Origin of the sequence: Streptomyces sp. NPDC057010, from assembly GCF_042673805.1 — a bacterium.
Taxonomy (GTDB): Bacteria; Actinomycetota; Actinomycetes; order Streptomycetales; family Streptomycetaceae; genus Streptomyces.
The window spans coordinates 59,433-76,711 of the sequence record NZ_JBHUSC010000035.1; the positions used below are offsets into that span (position 1 = coordinate 59,433).

General features: G+C 71.5%; 16 protein-coding genes. 11 read left to right on the forward strand and 5 right to left on the reverse strand.

Annotated features, from left to right (window positions below; translation table 11 throughout):
- Nucleotides 1–17: 17 nt before the first annotated feature.
- On the reverse strand, nucleotides 18–641 hold the full coding sequence (locus tag ACFTXQ_RS25510; protein ID WP_382644542.1) for a TetR/AcrR family transcriptional regulator: 624 nt from the start codon (nucleotides 639–641) through the stop codon (nucleotides 18–20).
- A 116-nt stretch (nucleotides 642–757) separates the two neighbouring features.
- Here ACFTXQ_RS25510 and ACFTXQ_RS25515 point away from each other — a divergent pair, with 116 nt between their 5' ends.
- The 4 genes from ACFTXQ_RS25515 to ACFTXQ_RS25530 are packed head-to-tail and all read left to right on the forward strand — an operon-like array spanning nucleotide 758 to nucleotide 4,984.
- Complete coding sequence (locus tag ACFTXQ_RS25515) at nucleotides 758–1,555, forward strand: acetoacetate decarboxylase family protein (RefSeq protein ID WP_382644543.1); 798 nt, start codon at nucleotides 758–760, stop codon at nucleotides 1,553–1,555.
- A gap of 1 nt (nucleotide 1,556) precedes the next feature.
- Entirely contained in the window at nucleotides 1,557–2,441 is an 885-nt protein-coding gene (locus ACFTXQ_RS25520; RefSeq protein WP_382644545.1) for an SDR family NAD(P)-dependent oxidoreductase, read from the forward strand.
- A 12-nt stretch (nucleotides 2,442–2,453) separates the two neighbouring features.
- Nucleotides 2,454–3,746, forward strand: coding sequence for an amidohydrolase family protein (locus ACFTXQ_RS25525; protein WP_382644547.1), 1,293 nt, complete (start codon nucleotides 2,454–2,456; stop codon nucleotides 3,744–3,746).
- Nucleotides 3,747–3,751: 5 nt separating this feature from the next.
- On the forward strand, nucleotides 3,752–4,984 hold the full coding sequence (locus ACFTXQ_RS25530; protein ID WP_382644548.1) for an amidohydrolase family protein: 1,233 nt from the start codon (nucleotides 3,752–3,754) through the stop codon (nucleotides 4,982–4,984).
- A 25-nt stretch (nucleotides 4,985–5,009) separates the two neighbouring features.
- Here the strand turns inward: ACFTXQ_RS25530 and ACFTXQ_RS25535 are convergent, their stop codons facing one another.
- Nucleotides 5,010–8,081, reverse strand: a complete 3,072-nt coding sequence (locus ACFTXQ_RS25535; RefSeq protein ID WP_382644550.1) for an NACHT domain-containing protein — start codon at nucleotides 8,079–8,081, stop codon at nucleotides 5,010–5,012.
- 124 nt (nucleotides 8,082–8,205) lie between these two features.
- Between ACFTXQ_RS25535 and ACFTXQ_RS25540 the strand changes: the two genes are divergently transcribed.
- From ACFTXQ_RS25540 to ACFTXQ_RS25550, 3 genes are read left to right on the forward strand one after another with little or no spacing between them, the layout of a single operon-like run.
- On the forward strand, nucleotides 8,206–9,240 hold the full coding sequence (locus ACFTXQ_RS25540) for a sterol desaturase family protein (protein ID WP_382644551.1): 1,035 nt from the start codon (nucleotides 8,206–8,208) through the stop codon (nucleotides 9,238–9,240).
- Complete coding sequence (locus tag ACFTXQ_RS25545) at nucleotides 9,237–9,911, forward strand: lysoplasmalogenase (RefSeq protein WP_382644553.1); 675 nt, start codon at nucleotides 9,237–9,239, stop codon at nucleotides 9,909–9,911. The genes ACFTXQ_RS25540 and ACFTXQ_RS25545 overlap by 4 nt, the downstream gene beginning before the upstream one ends.
- Nucleotides 9,912–9,961: 50 nt before the next feature.
- Nucleotides 9,962–11,005 carry a zinc-dependent alcohol dehydrogenase family protein gene (locus tag ACFTXQ_RS25550; protein ID WP_382644554.1) on the forward strand — a complete coding sequence of 348 codons (1,044 nt, stop codon included), beginning with the start codon at nucleotides 9,962–9,964 and terminating at the stop codon, nucleotides 11,003–11,005.
- A 77-nt stretch (nucleotides 11,006–11,082) separates the two neighbouring features.
- On the opposite strand, the gene ACFTXQ_RS25555 is transcribed toward ACFTXQ_RS25550, so the two are convergent.
- The gene (locus tag ACFTXQ_RS25555) at nucleotides 11,083–12,630 is read right to left on the reverse strand and encodes a S8 family serine peptidase (protein ID WP_382644556.1); all 1,548 of its coding nucleotides are present in this window, start codon (nucleotides 12,628–12,630) and stop codon (nucleotides 11,083–11,085) included.
- 257 nt (nucleotides 12,631–12,887) lie between these two features.
- Here ACFTXQ_RS25555 and ACFTXQ_RS25560 point away from each other — a divergent pair, with 257 nt between their 5' ends.
- The 3 genes from ACFTXQ_RS25560 (at nucleotide 12,888) to moaA (ending at nucleotide 16,045) form a co-directional block, all read left to right on the forward strand.
- Nucleotides 12,888–13,253 carry a DUF485 domain-containing protein gene (locus tag ACFTXQ_RS25560; protein WP_382644558.1) on the forward strand — a complete coding sequence of 122 codons (366 nt, stop codon included), beginning with the start codon at nucleotides 12,888–12,890 and terminating at the stop codon, nucleotides 13,251–13,253.
- Nucleotides 13,250–14,878, forward strand: a complete 1,629-nt coding sequence (locus ACFTXQ_RS25565; RefSeq protein WP_382644560.1) for a cation acetate symporter — start codon at nucleotides 13,250–13,252, stop codon at nucleotides 14,876–14,878. The genes ACFTXQ_RS25560 and ACFTXQ_RS25565 overlap by 4 nt, the downstream gene beginning before the upstream one ends.
- Before the next feature lie 177 nt (nucleotides 14,879–15,055).
- Complete coding sequence (gene moaA, locus ACFTXQ_RS25570; protein ID WP_382644562.1) at nucleotides 15,056–16,045, forward strand: GTP 3',8-cyclase MoaA; 990 nt, start codon at nucleotides 15,056–15,058, stop codon at nucleotides 16,043–16,045.
- Here the strand turns inward: moaA and ACFTXQ_RS25575 are convergent.
- Entirely contained in the window at nucleotides 16,042–16,275 is a 234-nt protein-coding gene (locus tag ACFTXQ_RS25575; protein ID WP_382644564.1) for a hypothetical protein, read from the reverse strand. The two genes, moaA and ACFTXQ_RS25575, sit on opposite strands and share 4 nt — an antisense overlap.
- Before the next feature lie 146 nt (nucleotides 16,276–16,421).
- Entirely contained in the window at nucleotides 16,422–16,700 is a 279-nt protein-coding gene (locus tag ACFTXQ_RS25580) for a DUF3099 domain-containing protein (RefSeq protein WP_382644572.1), read from the reverse strand.
- A gap of 242 nt (nucleotides 16,701–16,942) precedes the next feature.
- Here ACFTXQ_RS25580 and ACFTXQ_RS25585 point away from each other — a divergent pair, with 242 nt between their 5' ends.
- Nucleotides 16,943–17,221, forward strand: a complete 279-nt coding sequence (locus tag ACFTXQ_RS25585) for a GlsB/YeaQ/YmgE family stress response membrane protein (RefSeq protein ID WP_382644566.1) — start codon at nucleotides 16,943–16,945, stop codon at nucleotides 17,219–17,221.
- The last annotated feature ends 58 nt before the right edge of the window (nucleotides 17,222–17,279 follow it).

Below are 17,279 nucleotides of genomic sequence, written 5' to 3' on the forward strand. Positions count from 1 at the left end.
GCGCCCGGGCAAGCCGATTAGCTGCGCGGTTTCAGCAGGTTGGCGGTCAGGGCCTGCACCGACAGCAGGAACAGCCGCTCCGGATCCGCCGGCCGGGCCAGGGCGCGGGCGAGGGCCGGATCGTGCGGGGCCCCGGCCGGGTCCCAGAGGTCGCTCTCGGCCGGGGACTGGGCGGGGGAGCGTTCGCGATTGCGCTCGACGAGCAGGAAGCCGACGATCTGGAACTGGATCGCTCGCACCGCGTCGGCCGCCCGCGCGCCGCGCAGCCCGGCCGCGTGGACTTCGTGGACGAGCGCCTGCTGCGCGGGCAGGAACATCCGCTCGGTGAGCCCGCGTTCGTGGACCATCGCGATCAGGTGCGGGCGCCCGCGCAGCTCGCGGCGCAGGATCCGGGCCACCGAGACGATCCGCTCGGCGGGGCCCCGGCCGGCCGGCCTGATCGCGCCCATCTCCTCCACGGTCCGCTCCACGAGGGCGTCGAGCAGCTGCTCCCGGTTGCCGACGTGCCAGTAGATGGAGGTCACCGCGGTGCCCAGCTCGGCGGCGAGCTTGCGCATGGTGAGGGCGGCCGGACCGTGCTGCTTGACCAGGGACGCGGCGGCGTCCAGTACCTCGTCACGGGTCAGCGTGCTTCTGGCCATGGATCCGGGCCCGCCAATCTGTCGGTACGTCAGTTCTGGTGCGTGCAGGGGTCTTTACCCTTCATCGGCAGCGGTGTAACTGTGTTACAGAGCCGACCGAAGGAGTGGTGCTGGAGATGGCACGCGTACGGTACGGAGCGCGCACCGAGGCCGAGATCGCGGCGTCGCGCGAGAAGAGTTCCAAGCTCCCCGACATCTGGTCCACCGGTGTGGTGGCCGTCTGGGAGAGCGACCCGGACGTGGTGGCGGCGGTCCTGCCCCCGCCGCTCAAGCCCGCCGACCGGCCCCTCGTACGGGCCAACATCAGCAAGGTCGACCTGCCCGGCTACCCGCTGGGCGCCGGCTCGGTGGCCGTCGCCGCCCAGCACGGCGGGGTCGAGGGCTGGTACCCGCTGGTCATGCCGATGACCCACGAACGGGCCCTGATCGGCGGCCGCGAGGTCTTCGGCGAGCCCAAGAAGCTGGGCGAGGTCACCGTCGAGCGCGAGGGGCTCGTCGTACGGGCCGCCCTCGCCCGGCACGGGATCGCCTTCGTGGAGGTCCGCGGGGCCGTGGACCGCGAGCTGCCGCTGCCCGAGCCCACCCAGAAGACCGACTTCTACTTCAAGTTCCTGCCCGCCGTGGACGGTTCGGGCTTCGACGCGGACCCGGTGCTCGTCCACTGCACCCGCAACGAGAAGGTCCGCAAGCTGGAGCACATCACCGGTGACGTGGTGCTCCGCGAGTCCATGTTCGACCCCATCGCCGACCTCCCCGTCCGCCGGATCGTGGAGATCACCATCGGCGAGAAGACCACCGACCAGAAGGGCAGGGTCGTCGAGCGGGTCAGCGCCCAGGCGCTGCTCCCGTACATCCACCAGCGCTACGACGACCCGATGCAGATCCTCGACGGGCCCCCCGAGGGGAGTGTGTGACATGCGACTCGAACCGGGACAGGTGGCCGTCGTCACCGGTGCCGCGAGCGGCATAGGTCTCGCCATGGCCCGCCGCTTCGCCGCCGAGGGACTGAAGGTGGTCCTCGCCGACGTGGAGGAGGGCGCCCTGAACAAGGCCGCCGCGGAACTCGCGGCCGACGGGGCGGAAGTCCTCGCCAGGACCGTGGACGTCAGCGACCGCGACTCCGTGATCGCGCTGGCCGACGCCGCCTACGACACCTTCGGCGCCGTGCACGTGCTCTGCAACAACGCGGGCGTCGGCTCGGGCGCCGAGGGCCGCATGTGGGAACACGAGCCCAACGACTGGAAGTGGGCCTTCTCCGTCAACGTGTGGGGCGTCTTCCACGGCATCCAGGCCTTCGTCCCCCGCATGATCGCCTCCGGGGCCCCCGGTCACGTCGTCAACACCTCCTCCGGGGACGGCGGCATCGCCCCGCTGCCGACCGCCTCCGTCTACGCCGTCACCAAGGCGGCCGTGGTCACCATGACCGAGTCCCTCTACGCCCACCTCAAGGCGGAGGGCGCGGCCGTCGGAGCCTCCGTCCTCTTCCCCGGACCGCACATGCTGCGCACCGGGCTGTGGGAGTCCCACCGCAACCGGCCCGAGCGCTACGCGAAGCAGCGCCCGCGCAAGACCCCGTACCGCAGCCTCGACCAGTACGAGGCCGCGATGAAGCAGGCCGGCCACGAGGTGAACTTCACCCCGGTCGAGGAGGTCGCCGAGCACGTCGTCGACGGCATCCGCGCCGACCGCTTCTGGATGCTCCCGGCGAGCGAGCACAGCGACCGGCAGATCCGTGCCCGGTCGCAGTCGATGCTCGACCGCGCCAACCCCGCCTACCTGGAGAGCTTCATCCTCGACTGAGGAGCGTTTCGCGTGAGTGACACACCGTACGAAGACCCGTACCTGATCATCTCCTCCGACTGCCACGCCGGCCTGCCCACCGAGCAGTACCGCCCCTACCTCGATTCCCGCTTCCACCCCCGGTTCGACGAGTTCCTCGGCGAACGCGACGCCCGCCGCGCGGAGGCCACCCGGCTGGGCGTCCGCAACGAGGCCTTCGCCGAGAAGTGGTTCCACGACCACGAGGAAGGCCTCAAGGGCGGCTGGGACACCGCGCAGCGGCTGAAGGAACTCGACGGCGACGGAGTGGCCGCCGAGGTGGTCTTCCCCGACGCGGACGCCGTCGACAGCCAGACCGCGGCCCCCTTCGGGGTGGGCCTGGGCCTCTCCGGCGACCAGGACCCCGAGCTGGGCATGGCGGGCGCCCAGGCCCACAACCGCTGGCTGGCCGAGTTCGTATCGCAGAACCCCGAACGGCACTGCGGCGTCGCCCTGCTGCCCATCACCGGGGAGCCCGACAAGGTCGTCGCGGAGATCCACCGGGCCAAGGAGTCCGGGCTGGGCGCGCTGATGATCCCCGCGATGTGGGTGGACAAGGCGCCCTACCACGACCGCCGTTACGACCCCGTATGGGCGGCCGCGGCCGAGACGCAGATGCCGATCGTCACCCACTCCGGCTCCTCCCCGCGCCACGAGTACGGCGACCACCTGGGCATCTTCGTCTCCGAGGTCACCTGGTGGCCGGCCCGGCCGCTGTGGTTCCTGCTCTGGTCCGGGGTCTTCGAGCGGCACCCCGGCCTCAGGTTCGGCGTCGCGGAATCCGGCTGCTGGTGGCTGCCGAACCAGCTCTGGTTCATGGACCGCCTTTACCTCGGCGCGCACGGCGGCAAGAAGCTCTCCCCGTTCGAGGAGCTGAAGCGGCCGCCGAGCGAGTACCTGGACCGGCAGGTGTTCATCTGCGCGACGAACACCAAGCGCAGGGAGCTCGCCCAGCGCTACGAGATCGGCGTGGACAACATCCTGTGGGGCTCGGACTTCCCGCACCCCGAGGGCACCTGGCCGGCCACCCGCAACTGGCTGAAGAACACCTTCCACGACATCCCCGTGGAGGAGACCCGCCGCATGCTCGGCCTGGCGGCCGCCGAGGTCTTCGGCTTCGACACCGACAGGCTCGCACCCGTCGCCCGCCGGATCGGCCCCACCCCGGCCGAGCTCGGCCAGAGCCCCGACCAGGCGGCGGTCGAGGCCTCCTGGGCCCGCTCCCGCGAGGTGGGCCGGCACTGGCTGACGGACAACGACTTCCCGGTCCTGGGGGTCTCGGAATGACAGGAATGACAGGAACGACGGGCGACGACCGCTACACGGTGATCTCGGCGGACTGCCACGCGGGCGCCGACCTGCTGGACTACAAGCCGTACCTGGAGAGGCGCTACCACGACGAGTTCGACGCCTGGGCCGCCACCTACGTGAACCCGTACGAGGACCTCCTCGCGGACACGGCGGACCGCAACTGGAACTCGGCGCGCCGCCTCGCGGAGCTCGAAGCGGACGGCATCGTCGCGGAAGTCCTCTTCCCGAACACCATCCCGCCGTTCTTCCCCAAGGCCTCCCTGATGGCCCAGCCGCCCACGGCCGCGGAGTACGCGATGCGGTGGGCCGGCCTCCAGGCCCACAACCGGTGGCTGGCGGACTTCTGCGCGGACGCGCCGGGCCGGCGGGCGGGCGTGGTGCAGATCCTGCTGAACGACGTGGACGCGGCGGTGAAGGAGATCCGCCGCACCCGGGAAGCCGGCCTCACGGGCGGCATCCTGCTGCCCGGCGTCCCGCCCGGCTCCACGGTCCCTGAGCTCTACTCGGCCGCGTACGACCCGATCTGGGCGGTGTGCGACGAGCTGGACGTCCCGGTCAACCATCACGGCGGCTCGGCGTCGCCGCCGCTGGGCGACGAACCCGCCGCCCGCGCCGTCTTCATGGTCGAAACCACCTGGTTCTCCCACCGGGCCCTGTGGCACCTCATCTTCGGCGGTGCCTTCCGCCGCCACCCGGGCCTCAAGCTGGTCCTGACGGAGCAGGGCTCCGGCTGGATCCCGGGCGTGATGGAGATGCTGGACTACTACCACGGCCGCCTGGTCGCGGCCACGGCCACGGCCGAGTCCAAATTCGGGGCGGGCCTCGCGGAGTCCATGGGCCGGGGCCCGAGCGAGGTCTGGCGGGACAACTGCTTCGTGGGAGCGAGCTTCATGCGCCCCCACGAGGTCCCGCTGCGGGAGCGGATCGGCCTCGACAAGATCATGTGGGGCAGCGACTACCCCCACGACGAGGGCACCACGCCCTTCTCCCGCGAGGGCCTGCGTATCGCCTACGCGGGCCTCCCGCGGGAGGAGGTCGCCGCGATGGTCGGCGGCAACGCGGCCCGCGTCTACGGCTTCGACCTGGCCCTGCTGGACGCGGTCGCGGCCAAGCACGGCCCGCTGGTCGCGGAGATCGCCGAGCCGCTGACGGAAGTCCCGCCCGAGGCCACCAGCCCGGCCTTCGCCCGAGGGGGCTCGGTCCGGGTCTGGTGACGCCGATGGTTTCCGCCGGGGCGGATCACCAGGGGCTCAGGCGCCGGAGCCGCTCGGGCGGGACCAGATCCTCCCCCTGGAGCCGGACCCCATGGCCGAGCTGGATCGTCAACCGATCCAGTTCGGCCAGCGGGGCGAGGTCGTACCGGATGCCGGGGCCGGTCAGGCTCAAGAGCCGGAGCTCCGGAAGTTCTCTCAGAGCCTCCAGGCCGTCCAGGCAGTGGCTGTTGCCCAGGAACACCTCGGTCAGCTGCGGCTGGCCGAGCAGGGCCGTCAGGTCGACGGCGGGGTTCGCCACCAGCTGGAGCGTGCGCAGTCGAGGCAGGGCGGGCAGGAAGGAGAAGCGCTCCACGTTTCCGTGCCCGCGCAGCGTCAGCATGGTCAGCTCCGGCCAGTGCTCCAACGTGTCGAGCAGGAAGCTCGGGTGGTTCAGCCCGAGGTGGGTCAGGGCCCGGGGGGCCGGGATGGCGGATGCGGGCAGCCCGGCGGCCGGGAAGTCGAGCGTCAGGCCGGTCAGCGCCGGCAGGTCCGCGAGCGGTGCGAGTTCGAGACGGTTGGGGATCGCCCTCAGATGCAGGTCCGTGAGGCGGGGGAGCTCCTTGAGCGGTTCCAGCCCGGACAGCCCGGGGCAGTCGTACAGGCCCAGGTAGCCGAGATCCCGGTGGGAGGTCAGTGCTGCGAGATCCGTGGCCCCGTTGCGATAGAGGATCAGCGCCCGCAGCTGGCGCCCGGCGGCCAGGGAGTCCGGGATTCCCTCGCCGCCCGTGAGATGGACGCTTTCGACGTGGGGTAGCCGGGCGAGGGCGGCCAGTTGCTCGGGGGAGCGGACCATCAAGGTGACCGCGCCCAGGTGAGCGTCCGCCAGTACCTCGTCCGCGTAAGGTTGCGCGTCGAAGGAGCCCCAGCCCTCCGCGAGCTGCCGGCGCACGCCGAGCCGGGAGTCGAGCCGGAAGCGGGCGATGGCACCGAGCGCCCGCGTCCCGCCGACCAGTGCCGCCGTCCGTACGCACGCGGCCGCCTCGTCCTCGGACAGGTGCTCCGGCCCCGGCAGGAGCTCCAGCACCAGCTCCCCGGCTCTCCCCAGCTCCCGCGCCTGATCCGGCGTGCTCGGCGGCAGCAGGTCGGCCGTGCGGGCCTGGATCTCGGCGCGGAGGGCCGGGTCCAGCTCCGGGGCGTGTTCCAGGCAGGCCGCCGCCAGCAGGACGAGGCGGCTGCGGGCACCCTTGACCTTGTCCGCGCGGCGGAGCAGGCCCCGCAGGAGGCGGGCGCGCTCGTCGGGACGGGCGTGGCCCACGGCCATGCGGACCACGTCGTCCCACGTGTCGTCCTGCGCGTTCTTCACCAGCACGCCGAAGTCCCGCGACTCCACGGCCGCCTTGGCGCCCAGGTAGTCCTGGAAGGTGCGGTGGACGAAGTCCACCGAGCCCTTCACCGGCTCGCGCAGCAGCCCGCTGCGGATCAGCAGGTGCGAGAAGACCTGCTCCGCGTCGCCCTGCTCACGCACCTGCGGCATCGCGTCGAGCCACTCGCCGACCATCTCGACGGCCTCGTCGACGCCCGCCTCGACCTGGCCGTTGCGGATCAGCCAGTACGCGAACCGCTGGAGCAGGGCGATCTGTTCGTCCCGGGTCAGGTAGACCCCTTCGACCCCGCTGATATCCCGCTCGGTGTCCCGCCGGACCAGCAGCATCTCCAGCGCGGCGTCGTACAGCTCCTTGCGGGCCCTCGGCAGCTGCATCCGCCGGTCCTGGTTCAGGGCGCACAGCAGCGCGCACATCAGGGGGTTGGTCGCCAGCCGGGCCAGGTCCCGCCGGGAGGCGACCGCCTCCAGCAGTGAGGCCTCGTACGCGTCGACCTCCTGGCCCTCCGCCCGGGCTGCCGCGTGCCAGTGCTCGACGAAGGCCCGGATGTCCCGCTGCTCCATGGCGAGCATCGAGTGCGTGGTGAACCCCTGGCCCGCGAGCCAGTCCTCCGGGACTGCGGACGGCCGGGTGGTCACCACGTACCGGGCCCTGGGGAAGGCGGAGACGAGCGAGCGCAGCCACGTCTCCGTACGGGCGCGCAGCCGCTGCGGGACCTCGTCCACGCCGTCCACGAGGACCAGTGCGCGGCCGCTGACCATGAGGTCCTCCACCCAGCCGGGCGGCGCGGACAGCGGGACGCCGGAGGCGCGCAGGAAGTCCTCGGGGAGCGGCAGGCCATCGGACGCGGTGAACGACCGCAGGCGCAGGACGAACGGGACGCACGTGCTCCACGGCCCCTCCGCCTGCCGGGCCGCGTTGAGGGCCAGCCACTGCACCAGCGTGCTCTTGCCCGAGCCGGCCGGGCCGCGCAGCAGTACCCGCTCGCTCGCGGCCAGGGCCTGTTCGGCCCTCACCGGGGTCGGGTGCACCTCCGGCCCGCCGGGCAGCAGCGGCTGCTCGCCGCTCACGGTGAGGCTGATGTAGGCCACGTCCAGCGGCCACTCCCGGCGGGAGCGGCTGGTGGTCAGCCCGTAGAGCTGGAGGCGCCCGAGGGTCTCGGCGAGGTAGCGCGCGTACCGCTCCTCGAAGGCGTGGGCCGCCCCGTCGCCGCGATCCGCCAGCCGGTCCACCGCCCGCGCCAGCTCACCGGTCCGGCGGACGAGTTCCACATCGGCCCGCGCCCCGAACCCCGGCAGGGTCGTCAGGTACTCCACGGCATGGGCGCACACCAGCCGGATCAGGTCCCGGCAGGCGGCCTCGGCCGCCGGGCTCAGGCCGGCCGCCGGCGGTACCGGCAGCCGGGCCGCCAGGGCCGCCGGGTCCAGGTCCGCCGCGAACAGGGCGGCGGCGTCGACCTCGCCCAGTCCGGTGAAGGCATCGGCGACCGCGTCCAGCGCCGCCAGCCGTTCGTGCTCCGGCAGCCGGGCCGCGGCTCCGCCCAGCCGCTCCGCCAGACCGGCGGCGAGCCGGCGGAGTTCGGGCGTGCCGAGCTGCGCCGGACGGCGCCAGCGCTGCGCCGGACGTACCGGATCGTCCGTGAGACCGGCACCGGGCACCTGCCCGAGGCGCGACCTCAGCAGCGACCCCGCCGCCGTGCTCGCCGCCCGTAAGACCGCCGTTTCGAGGCCTGCCATCCCCACCCCTCCGTCGCTTTCCCCCGGGCCCGGACCCTACAGCGCGAACCGCCGGTAACCCCGATGGATACCGATCGGTAACAACCCCTAGCGGCACCCCCGAAGCCGCCTCTATGGTGCGGACATGCCGAACCTGCCCGATGTCGTGCTGTGGTCCATACCCGCCTTCGTACTGCTGACCGTCGTGGAGATCGTCAGCTACCGGCTCCATCCCGACGAGGAAGCCGCCGGCTACGACGCCAAGGACGCGGCCACGAGCATCACCATGGGGCTCGGCAGCATCGGCTTCGACCTGCTCTGGAAGCTCCCGGTCGTCGCCGTCTTCACCGCGGTCTACGAACTCACCCCGCTGCGGGTGCCGTTCCTGTGGTGGACCGCCCTGCTGATGCTGCTCGTCCAGGACTTCCTCTACTACTGGCAGCACCGGCTCCACCACGTCATCCGCATCCTGTGGGCCTGCCACGTGGTCCACCACAGCAGCCGGCGGTTCAACCTGACCACCGCCCTGCGCCAGCCCTGGACCAGCGCGACCACCTGGTGGTTCTACCTCCCGATGGTGGCCCTCGGCGTCCACCCCGCCGCGATCCCGTTCTGCTACGGGCTCAACCTGCTCTACCAGTTCTGGGTGCACACCGAGCGCATCGGGAAGCTGCCCCGCGCCTACGAGTACGTGTTCAACACCCCCTCCCACCACCGCGTCCACCACGCCTCCCAGGGCGGCTACCTGGACCGCAACTTCGGCGGGATCCTGATCGTCTGGGACCGGATGTTCGGCTCCTGGGTGGGGGAGACGGAGCGGCCCGTCTACGGGCTCACCAAGAACATCGGCACCTACAACCCGCTGCGCGTGGCCACCCACGAGTACGCCGCCATCGCCCGCGACGTCCGCGCCGCCGACACCTGGCGCGAGCGCGCCGGCCGCGTCTTCCGCGGCCCGGGCTGGCAGCCCATGCCCTCCCGGACGGGGGAGCAGCCCGAGCCCCAGCCCCAGGCCCAGACCCCGGCCCAGGCTCCGGCCCCGGCCTCGGCCCCGGCCCTGGCCTCGGCCCCGGCCCAGGCCCAGGCTCCGGCACCGGCTCCCGCCCAGGGTTCGGCTTCCGGCGACGGCGCCGTCGCCGCCGTCGAGGGTCGGACCTCCCTGAGGGAGACCAGCGCGTGAGCGCCACCGAGTCGCGTACGCCCTCCTGGGCGCGCCCCGCACCCGCGGGAGCGGGAGCCGCCCCGCGGGCCCTGCTCATCGGGTTCGCCGCGGCCACCGCCGCCGACCTCGGCTCGCTGCTGGCGGACTGGCACCTCGGCCACGTCATCGCCAAGCCGCTGCTGATGCCGCTGCTCGTCGCTTACGTGGTCACCCGCGGCGGGCCCCGCCTGCTGGTCGCCGCCCTGCTGTTCGGCTGGGGCGGGGACCTCGCCCTGCTCTTCGACGCCGAGCCCGCCTTCCTCGTCGGCATGGGCTCCTTCGCCGCCGGACACGTCTGCTACCTCGTCCTCTTCGGCCGGCGCGCAACGAACCCGCTGCTCGGGGGCGCGTACGCCCTCGCGCTCCTCGGCACCGTCGCACTGCTCTGGCCGGACCTGCCGGCCGACCTGCGCATCCCCGTCGCCGGATACAGCCTGCTGCTCACCGCCATGGCCTACCGCTCCAGCGCCCTCGGCCGCACCGCGGGCATCGGCGGGGCGCTGTTCCTGATCTCCGACACCCTCATCGCCACCGGCGTCGCCGAGTGGCCCCAGCTGCCCCGCCCCGACTTCTGGATCATGGCCACCTACCTCGCCGCCCAGTACCTGCTGGCCACCGGCACGCGCACCCGCGAGGCAGGCGTACGGTAGGGGAGGTCTTACAAGACTCAACCATCCCCGAGCCGGAGGACTGCACCACCATGCGCGCCACCGTCATCCACGCCCCGCACGACATCCGCGTGGAGGAGGTGTCCGACGCTGCGATCCAGCGACCCGAGGACGCCGTCGTCCGCGTCCTGCGCGCCTGCATCTGCGGCAGCGACCTGTGGGCCTACCGCGGAGAGGCCGCGCGCCAGCCGGGCCAGCGCATCGGCCACGAGTTCCTCGGCGTCGTCGAGGAGACCGGCTCCGCCGTCTCCGGCCTGCGCGCCGGAGACCTCGTCGTCGCCCCCTTCATGTGGTCCGACGGCACCTGCGACTACTGCTCCGAGGGCCTGTACACCTCCTGCGTGCACGGCGGCTTCTGGGGCTCGGTCGGCTTCGACGGCGGCCAGGGCGAGGCCGTGCGCGTCCCGCACGCCGACGGCACCCTCGTGAAGCTGCCCGCCGAGGCCGTCTCCGACGACCACCTCCTGACCGGGCTGCTCGCGCTCTCCGACGTCATGGGCACCGGCCACCACGCCGCCCTGGGCGCCGGCGTGCGCAAGGGCTCCACCGTCGCCGTCGTCGGCGACGGCGCGGTCGGCCTGTGCGGCGTCCTCGCCGCCAAGCGCCTGGGCGCCGAGCGGATCATCGCCCTGGGCCGCCACACCGCCCGTACGGACATCGCCAAGCTCTTCGGGGCCACCGACGTCGTCGCCGAGCGCGGCGAGGCCGCCGAGGTCGCCGTACGCGAGCTCACCGGCGGCCAGGGCGCGCACGCCGTCATCGAGGCGGTCGGCACCGAGCAGTCCATGCGCACCGCCGTGAACATCACCCGCGACGGCGGGGCGATCGGCTACGTCGGCGTCCCGCACGGCAGCGGCACCGGACTCGACCTCGGCGTCATGTTCGACCGCAACATCACCCTGCGCGGCGGCGTGGCCCCGGTCCGCGCCTACATCCCGGAGCTGCTGGAGGACGTGCTGAGCGGCGCGATCGACCCGGCACCCGTCTTCGACCGGGCCGTGTCCCTGGACGAGGTCCCGGCCGGCTACCGCGCGATGGACGACCGCAGCGCGCTCAAGGTGCTGATCAAGCCCTGATCCGGTGAACGGACGAACGGGCCGGGCGGGGTGACCCCCGCCCGGCCCGTTCGCGTGTCAGCCGACTGCTCGCCCGACTACTTGACGGCCTTCAGCGCGTCCACCACGCCGTAGCCGTAGTAGCCCGTCTGGCCCCACTTGCTCGCGCAGGTGTCCGCGTTGATCAGCGTGCCCGTGGCGTCGTATATCTGCGCCGGGCAGGCGGCCTTCGTCGCCTCGGCCTTCAGCAGCGCCTGGACCTGCGAGGGCGTGGCCCCCGGGTGGGCGCTCTTGATCAGCGCCGCGACGCCCGCCACGTGCGGGGCGGCCATCGAGGTGCCCTGCTTGTAGCCGTAGCCGCCGCCGGGAACGGTCGACAGCACGCGGCCGTTGGCGTCCGGCGTGGCCGGGATCTGCCACTTGTCGCCACCGGGGGCGGCGACGTCCACGACCCCGAGGCCGTAGCTGGAGTAGTACGACCGGAAGCCCTTGTCGCCGGTCGCCGACACCGTCACCACACCGGGGAGCTGCGTGGGCAGGTCCAGGCAGACCTTCGGGTCGATGGTCCGGGGCACCGGGGTGGTGGCGTCGTCCGGGCTGGTGTCGTCGGTGAGGGAGTCGGCGGCCAGGTCCTGGTTGGAGTTGCCCGCCGAAGCCACGTTGAGCACGCCCTTGCGCTCGGCGTACTTGCTGGCCCGGCCGATGGCCTCCACCAGCGCCTTCTGGTCGTCGTCCGTCTTGCAGTTGAAGAGCCAGGGGTCGACGTAGTAGCTGTTGTTGGTCACCTCGATCCCCTTCTCGGCGGCGAACATGAAGCCGCAGACGACCGCCTCGGTGAAGAAGAGGCTGGTGCCGGGCTCGCTCACCTTGATCGCGGCCACCTTCACGCCGGGCGCGACACCGCTGACACCGACGCCGTTGCGCGGGGCCGCGATGGTGCCCGCCACGTGCGTGCCGTGGTCGCTGCCGTCCGCGTACGGGCGCCAGGCGCCCTCGGTGGTGTCCGCGACACCGCCGACGCAGTTGGCCGACTGCTCCTTGGAGAAGTTCGCGGCGAGATCCGGGTGGGTGTCGTCGACACCCGTGTCGATGACGCCCACCGTGACGTCCGGGCTGCCATCGTTGATCTTGTGCGCCTGATCGGCCTTGATCGCCCGCAGGTCCCACTGGTTGGGCTCCAGCGGCTCCTGACCCTCCTGCGCGCTCGCCGCCGCCTTGGCGGCGTCCGCCGCGCTCAGCTGCTGCGTGGAGCCCTCTTCGGTGGTCTGCACGGTCTGGAGCGGGGCCGTACGGGTGGCGCCCACCGACACGAAGAGGCCGCGCTGCGTCCGCAGCTGCTTGGCGAAGTCCGGGTTCTGGGAGTGTGCGACGACGACCCCGATCTGATCGTAGGACGTCACCACCGTTCCACCGGCGCGTTCGATGGCCTTCTTCGCCTGCTTCACCGTCCCGTACGCGGTCAGGTTCGCCACGTACGACAGCTTGGGGCCGGTGGTGTCGGCCTTCGAGGCCGCTGCCGCGTCCGCCGTGTTGCCGAGCGGGGCGGCGGAGGCCGCGACCGAGGGCAGGAAGGCGAGCGAGGCGGTGAGCACCAGGCCGACCGGAACGGCGAGAGCACGCCGGCGGCCGGATCCCAGATGAGCCATGGGTTCTCCAGATCATCCTTGAAAAAGCCGTCCTGCCGCGGTTACGGCGGACGGGTTCATGACAAGGGAACCTAGCGTCGCCGTTCCCCTCTACGCCATCAGTTCGAGGAATCAGTTTTCAAAGAAACAGTGGGTGTTGAACCGTCCCGACACGCCGCACGTGCCGTTGACAGGGGGGATCAGCACCACCGTCCCCCCACACGGAGGTTGTTTTGTCCGTCGTCCCCACCGCACCCGCGTCACAAGGAGAGCCCCCCGTGTCCACCGAAGCAGCGCCGCCGCCGGGCGGCGCGGGAACGCCGTTGGCGGGTCCCACGGCCGAAGAGTTCGGAATCGTCCAGCAGAGCGCGGAGTTCGCCGATCTGCGCCGCTCCTACCGCTCCTTCGCCTTCCCGCTCACCGTGGCCTTCATCGCCTGGTACCTGCTCTACGTCCTGCTGTCCAACTACGCGGGCGACTTCATGGGGACGAAGCTCTTCGGCAACATCAACGTGGCGCTCGTCCTCGGCCTCGCCCAGTTCGCGACCACCTTCCTGATCGCCTGGCTGTACTCCCGGCACGCCGCCGCCAAGCTCGACCCCAAGGCGGCGGCCATCAAGAAGCGGATGGAGGCCGGAGAGTGAGCGCCGCGCTCCCCCTGACGACGGTGGCCGCCGGCGCCACCGAACACCGTCCACTGATCATCACCCTGTTCGGGCTGTTCGTCGTCGCCACCCTGATCATCACGATCTGGGCCGGCCGCCAGACCAAGGACGCCGCCGACTTCTACGCCGGCGGCCGCCAGTTCACCGGCTTCCAGAACGGCCTGGCCATCTCCGGCGACTACATGTCCGCCGCGTCCTTCCTCGGCATCGCCGGGGCCATCGCCCTCTTCGGCTACGACGGCTTCCTCTACTCCATCGGCTTCCTCGTCGCCTGGCTCGTCGCGCTGCTGCTCGTCGCCGAGCCGCTGCGCAACTCCGGCCGCTACACGATGGGCGACGTCCTCGCGTACCGGATGCGCCAGCGTCCCGTCCGCACCGCCGCGGGCACCTCCACCATCGTGGTCTCGATCTTCTACCTGCTCGCCCAGATGGCCGGAGCCGGCGTGCTCGTCTCGCTGCTGCTGGGCATCACCAATGACGGCGGAAAGGTCGCCGTCGTCGCGCTGGTCGGCGTCCTGATGATCGTCTACGTGACCATCGGCGGCATGAAGGGCACCACCTGGGTGCAGATGATCAAGGCCGTGCTGCTGATCGCGGGCGCGCTGCTCATCACCTTCCTGGTGCTGCTGAAGTTCAACTTCAACATCTCCGCCCTGCTGGGGCAGGCCGCCGACAACAGCGGACAGGGCACCAAGTTCCTGGAACCGGGGATGAAGTACGGCAAGGACTCGCTCACCAAGCTGGACTTCATCTCCCTGGGCCTCGCGCTGGTCCTGGGCACCGCCGGCCTGCCGCACATCCTGATCCGCTTCTACACCGTCCCCACCGCCAAGGCCGCCCGCAAGTCCGTCAACTGGGCCATCGGCATCATCGGCGCCTTCTACCTGATGACGATCGCCCTCGGCTTCGGCGCCGCCGCCCTGCTCAAGCGGGCCGACATCCTGGCCTCCAACAAGGCCGGCAACACCGCCGCGCCGCTGCTCGCCCAGGAGATCGGCGGCGGCGCAGGCTCCACCGGCGGCGCGATCCTGCTCGCGGTGATCTCCGCGGTCGCCTTCGCCACCATCCTCGCGGTGGTCGCGGGCCTGACCCTGGCCTCGTCCTCGTCCTTCGCGCACGACATCTACGTGAACGTCATCCGCAAGGGCAAGGCCACCGAGAAGGAGGAGGTGCGGGCCGCCCGCTGGTCCACCGTGGTCATCGGCGCCGTCGCCATCTTCCTCGGGGCCCTGGCCCGCGACATGAACGTCGCCGGGCTCGTCGCGCTCGCCTTCGCGGTGGCCGCCTCCGCCAACCTGCCGACGATCCTCTACAGCCTCTTCTGGAAGCGGTTCACCACCCAGGGCGCCCTGTGGTCGATCTACGGCGGCCTGATCTCGGCGGTCGGGCTGGTGCTCTTCTCGCCGGTCGTCTCCGGCAAGCCCACCTCCATGTTCAAGGACGCCGACTTCTACTGGTTCCCGCTGGAGAACCCCGGGATCATCTCCATCCCGCTCGGTTTCCTCCTGGGGTGGCTCGGAACCGTCCTGTCCAAGGAGGAGGCGGACCCCGCGAAATTCGCGGAGCTGGAGGTCCGCTCCCTCACCGGAACAGGGGCGCACTGAGATCGTCCGAACACCCAGCGTGGCCGCGTCGTAGGTCCCTACGACGCGGCCGTGTTACGTCTCGTTCATTCGGGCACCACTGGACGACACACGCGTCGCGTAGTCTCGAAATAGAACGCGTGAGGTAGATCCAACGTCGCGCGTACCTCTACATCCGGACAGGGGAGGGGGCCCACAGTGCTTCTCGACACCTACGGCCGCGTGGCCACTGACCTGCGCGTCTCGCTCACCGACCGGTGCAACCTGCGCTGTACGTACTGCATGCCCGAGGAGGGACTGCAGTGGCTCGGCAAGTCCGATCTGCTCAGTGACGACGAGATCGTCCGGCTGATTCGCATCGCCGTCACGCAGCTGGGGATCACCGAGGTCCGCTTCACCGGCGGCGAGCCGCTGCTGCGCCCCGGCCTGGTCGGGATCGTCGAGCAGTGCGCGGCCCTGGAGCCCCGCCCCAAGATGTCCCTGACCACCAACGGCATCGGCCTCAAGCGCACCGCGCAGGCCCTGAAGGCGGCCGGCCTGGACCGGGTGAACGTTTCCCTGGACACCCTGCGGCCCGAGGTCTTCAAGACCCTCACCCGCCGCGACCGGCACCACGACGTGATCGACGGCATGGCCGCGGCCCGTGAGGCCGGCCTCACCCCCGTCAAGGTCAACGCCGTGCTGATGCCGGGGCTGAACGACGACGAGGCCCCCGACCTGCTGGCCTGGGCCGTGGAGAACGAGTACGAGCTCCGCTTCATCGAGCAGATGCCGCTCGACGCCCAGCACGGCTGGAAGCGCGACGGCATGATCACCGCCGGGGACATCCTGGAGTCCCTGCGCACCCGCTTCACGCTCACCGAGGAGGGCGCCGAGGAACGCGGCTCCGCCCCGGCCGAGCGCTGGGTGGTCGACGGCGGCCCCGCCACCGTCGGCGTCATCGCCTCGGTCACCCGCCCGTTCTGCGGCGCCTGCGACCGTACGCGGCTCACGGCCGACGGCCAGGTCCGTACGTGCCTGTTCGCCACCGAGGAGTCGGACCTGCGCTCCGCCCTGCGCTCGGGCGCCCCGGACGAGGAGATCGCCCGGCTGTGGAAGGTGGCGATGTGGGGGAAGAAGGCCGGGTCCGGCCTCGACGACCCGTCCTTCCTCCAGCCCGACCGCCCGATGTCGGCGATCGGCGGCTAGCGCTCGGACCCCTCGGGCTGCACCCACTCGTCGAGCTTCACGACGTCCTTGAGGAAACCGCGGACACCCAGGAACTGGGAGAGGTGTTCGCGGTGCTCGTCGCACGCCAGCCACGTCTTGCGCCGTTCCGGCGTGTGCAGCTTCGGGTTGTTCCAGGCGAGTACCCAGACCGCCGCGTCGCGGCAGCCCTTGGCGGAACAGGTGGGGGTTTCGGTATCAGGGGAGGTCACGCCTCAACCCTACAAACCGCCGGAACGGAAAGGCGACGCCGAGCAGCCACGGGGGGAGCTGCCCGGCGTCGGTCCGTCGCTCCGACGGGGGATGCGGAGCGCGTAGGCAGTATGTCACGCAGGACCCGGTGCGGTGCACCGGAACTTCATGATTGATCTGAGCTTTTCCTGAGGTTTCCCGCGTCCAGCGCCGGCCGTACGGGAGCCGGGACGAAGTGCGAGGGCAGCGAGGGGGCCGACTCGCGCCCCGCGTTCGCGATGACCACGGCGACGTAGGGGAGCAGCGCGCCGGCGATCAGCGTCACGATCGCCACCGGCCGCTGCACGTTCCACAAGACCACGGTCGCGATGACCGACAGGGTCCGGATGGCCATCGACACCACGTAACGGCGCTGGCGGCCCCGTACGTCCTCGGCGAGACCCATTCGCGCCCCGGTGATCCGGAAGACCTCGGCCCCGTTCCGCTTCTGCCGCTTCGTGCGCTCCACGCTCCACCACCCCGATCAGCCGCCGGACACTCCCCGGCCCGGACCCTCCCACGGTACGCCGCCGCCCCCACCGCGAGGAGAGGGGGTGTCCCCCGAACGGAGCTGCCCGAAATGCGCCGAACGCCGTACCGGCCGAGACTGGGCCCACATGCGCACAACGCGCCACGAGGAGGCTCGACATGCAATGGTTGTGGGCGATCATCGTCGGTTTCGTGCTGGGCCTGATAGCCCGGGCCATCCTGCCGGGCAAGCAGCACCAGCCCCTGTGGCTGACCACCCTCTTCGGCATCGCGGGCGCCATCCTCGGCAACGCCGTCTCGCGGTGGATCGGCGTCGAGGACACCAAGGGCATCGACTGGATCCGGCACTTGCTGCAGCTTGCCGGAGCGGTCCTGGTCGTCGGACTCGGCGACATGATGTACGTGGCGCTCCGCGGCCGCCGCAGGCAGACGATCTAGCGGCCCCGCCCGGGGCACGGCGGAGGGGCCGGCCGGACAACGGTGTCCGGCCGGCCCC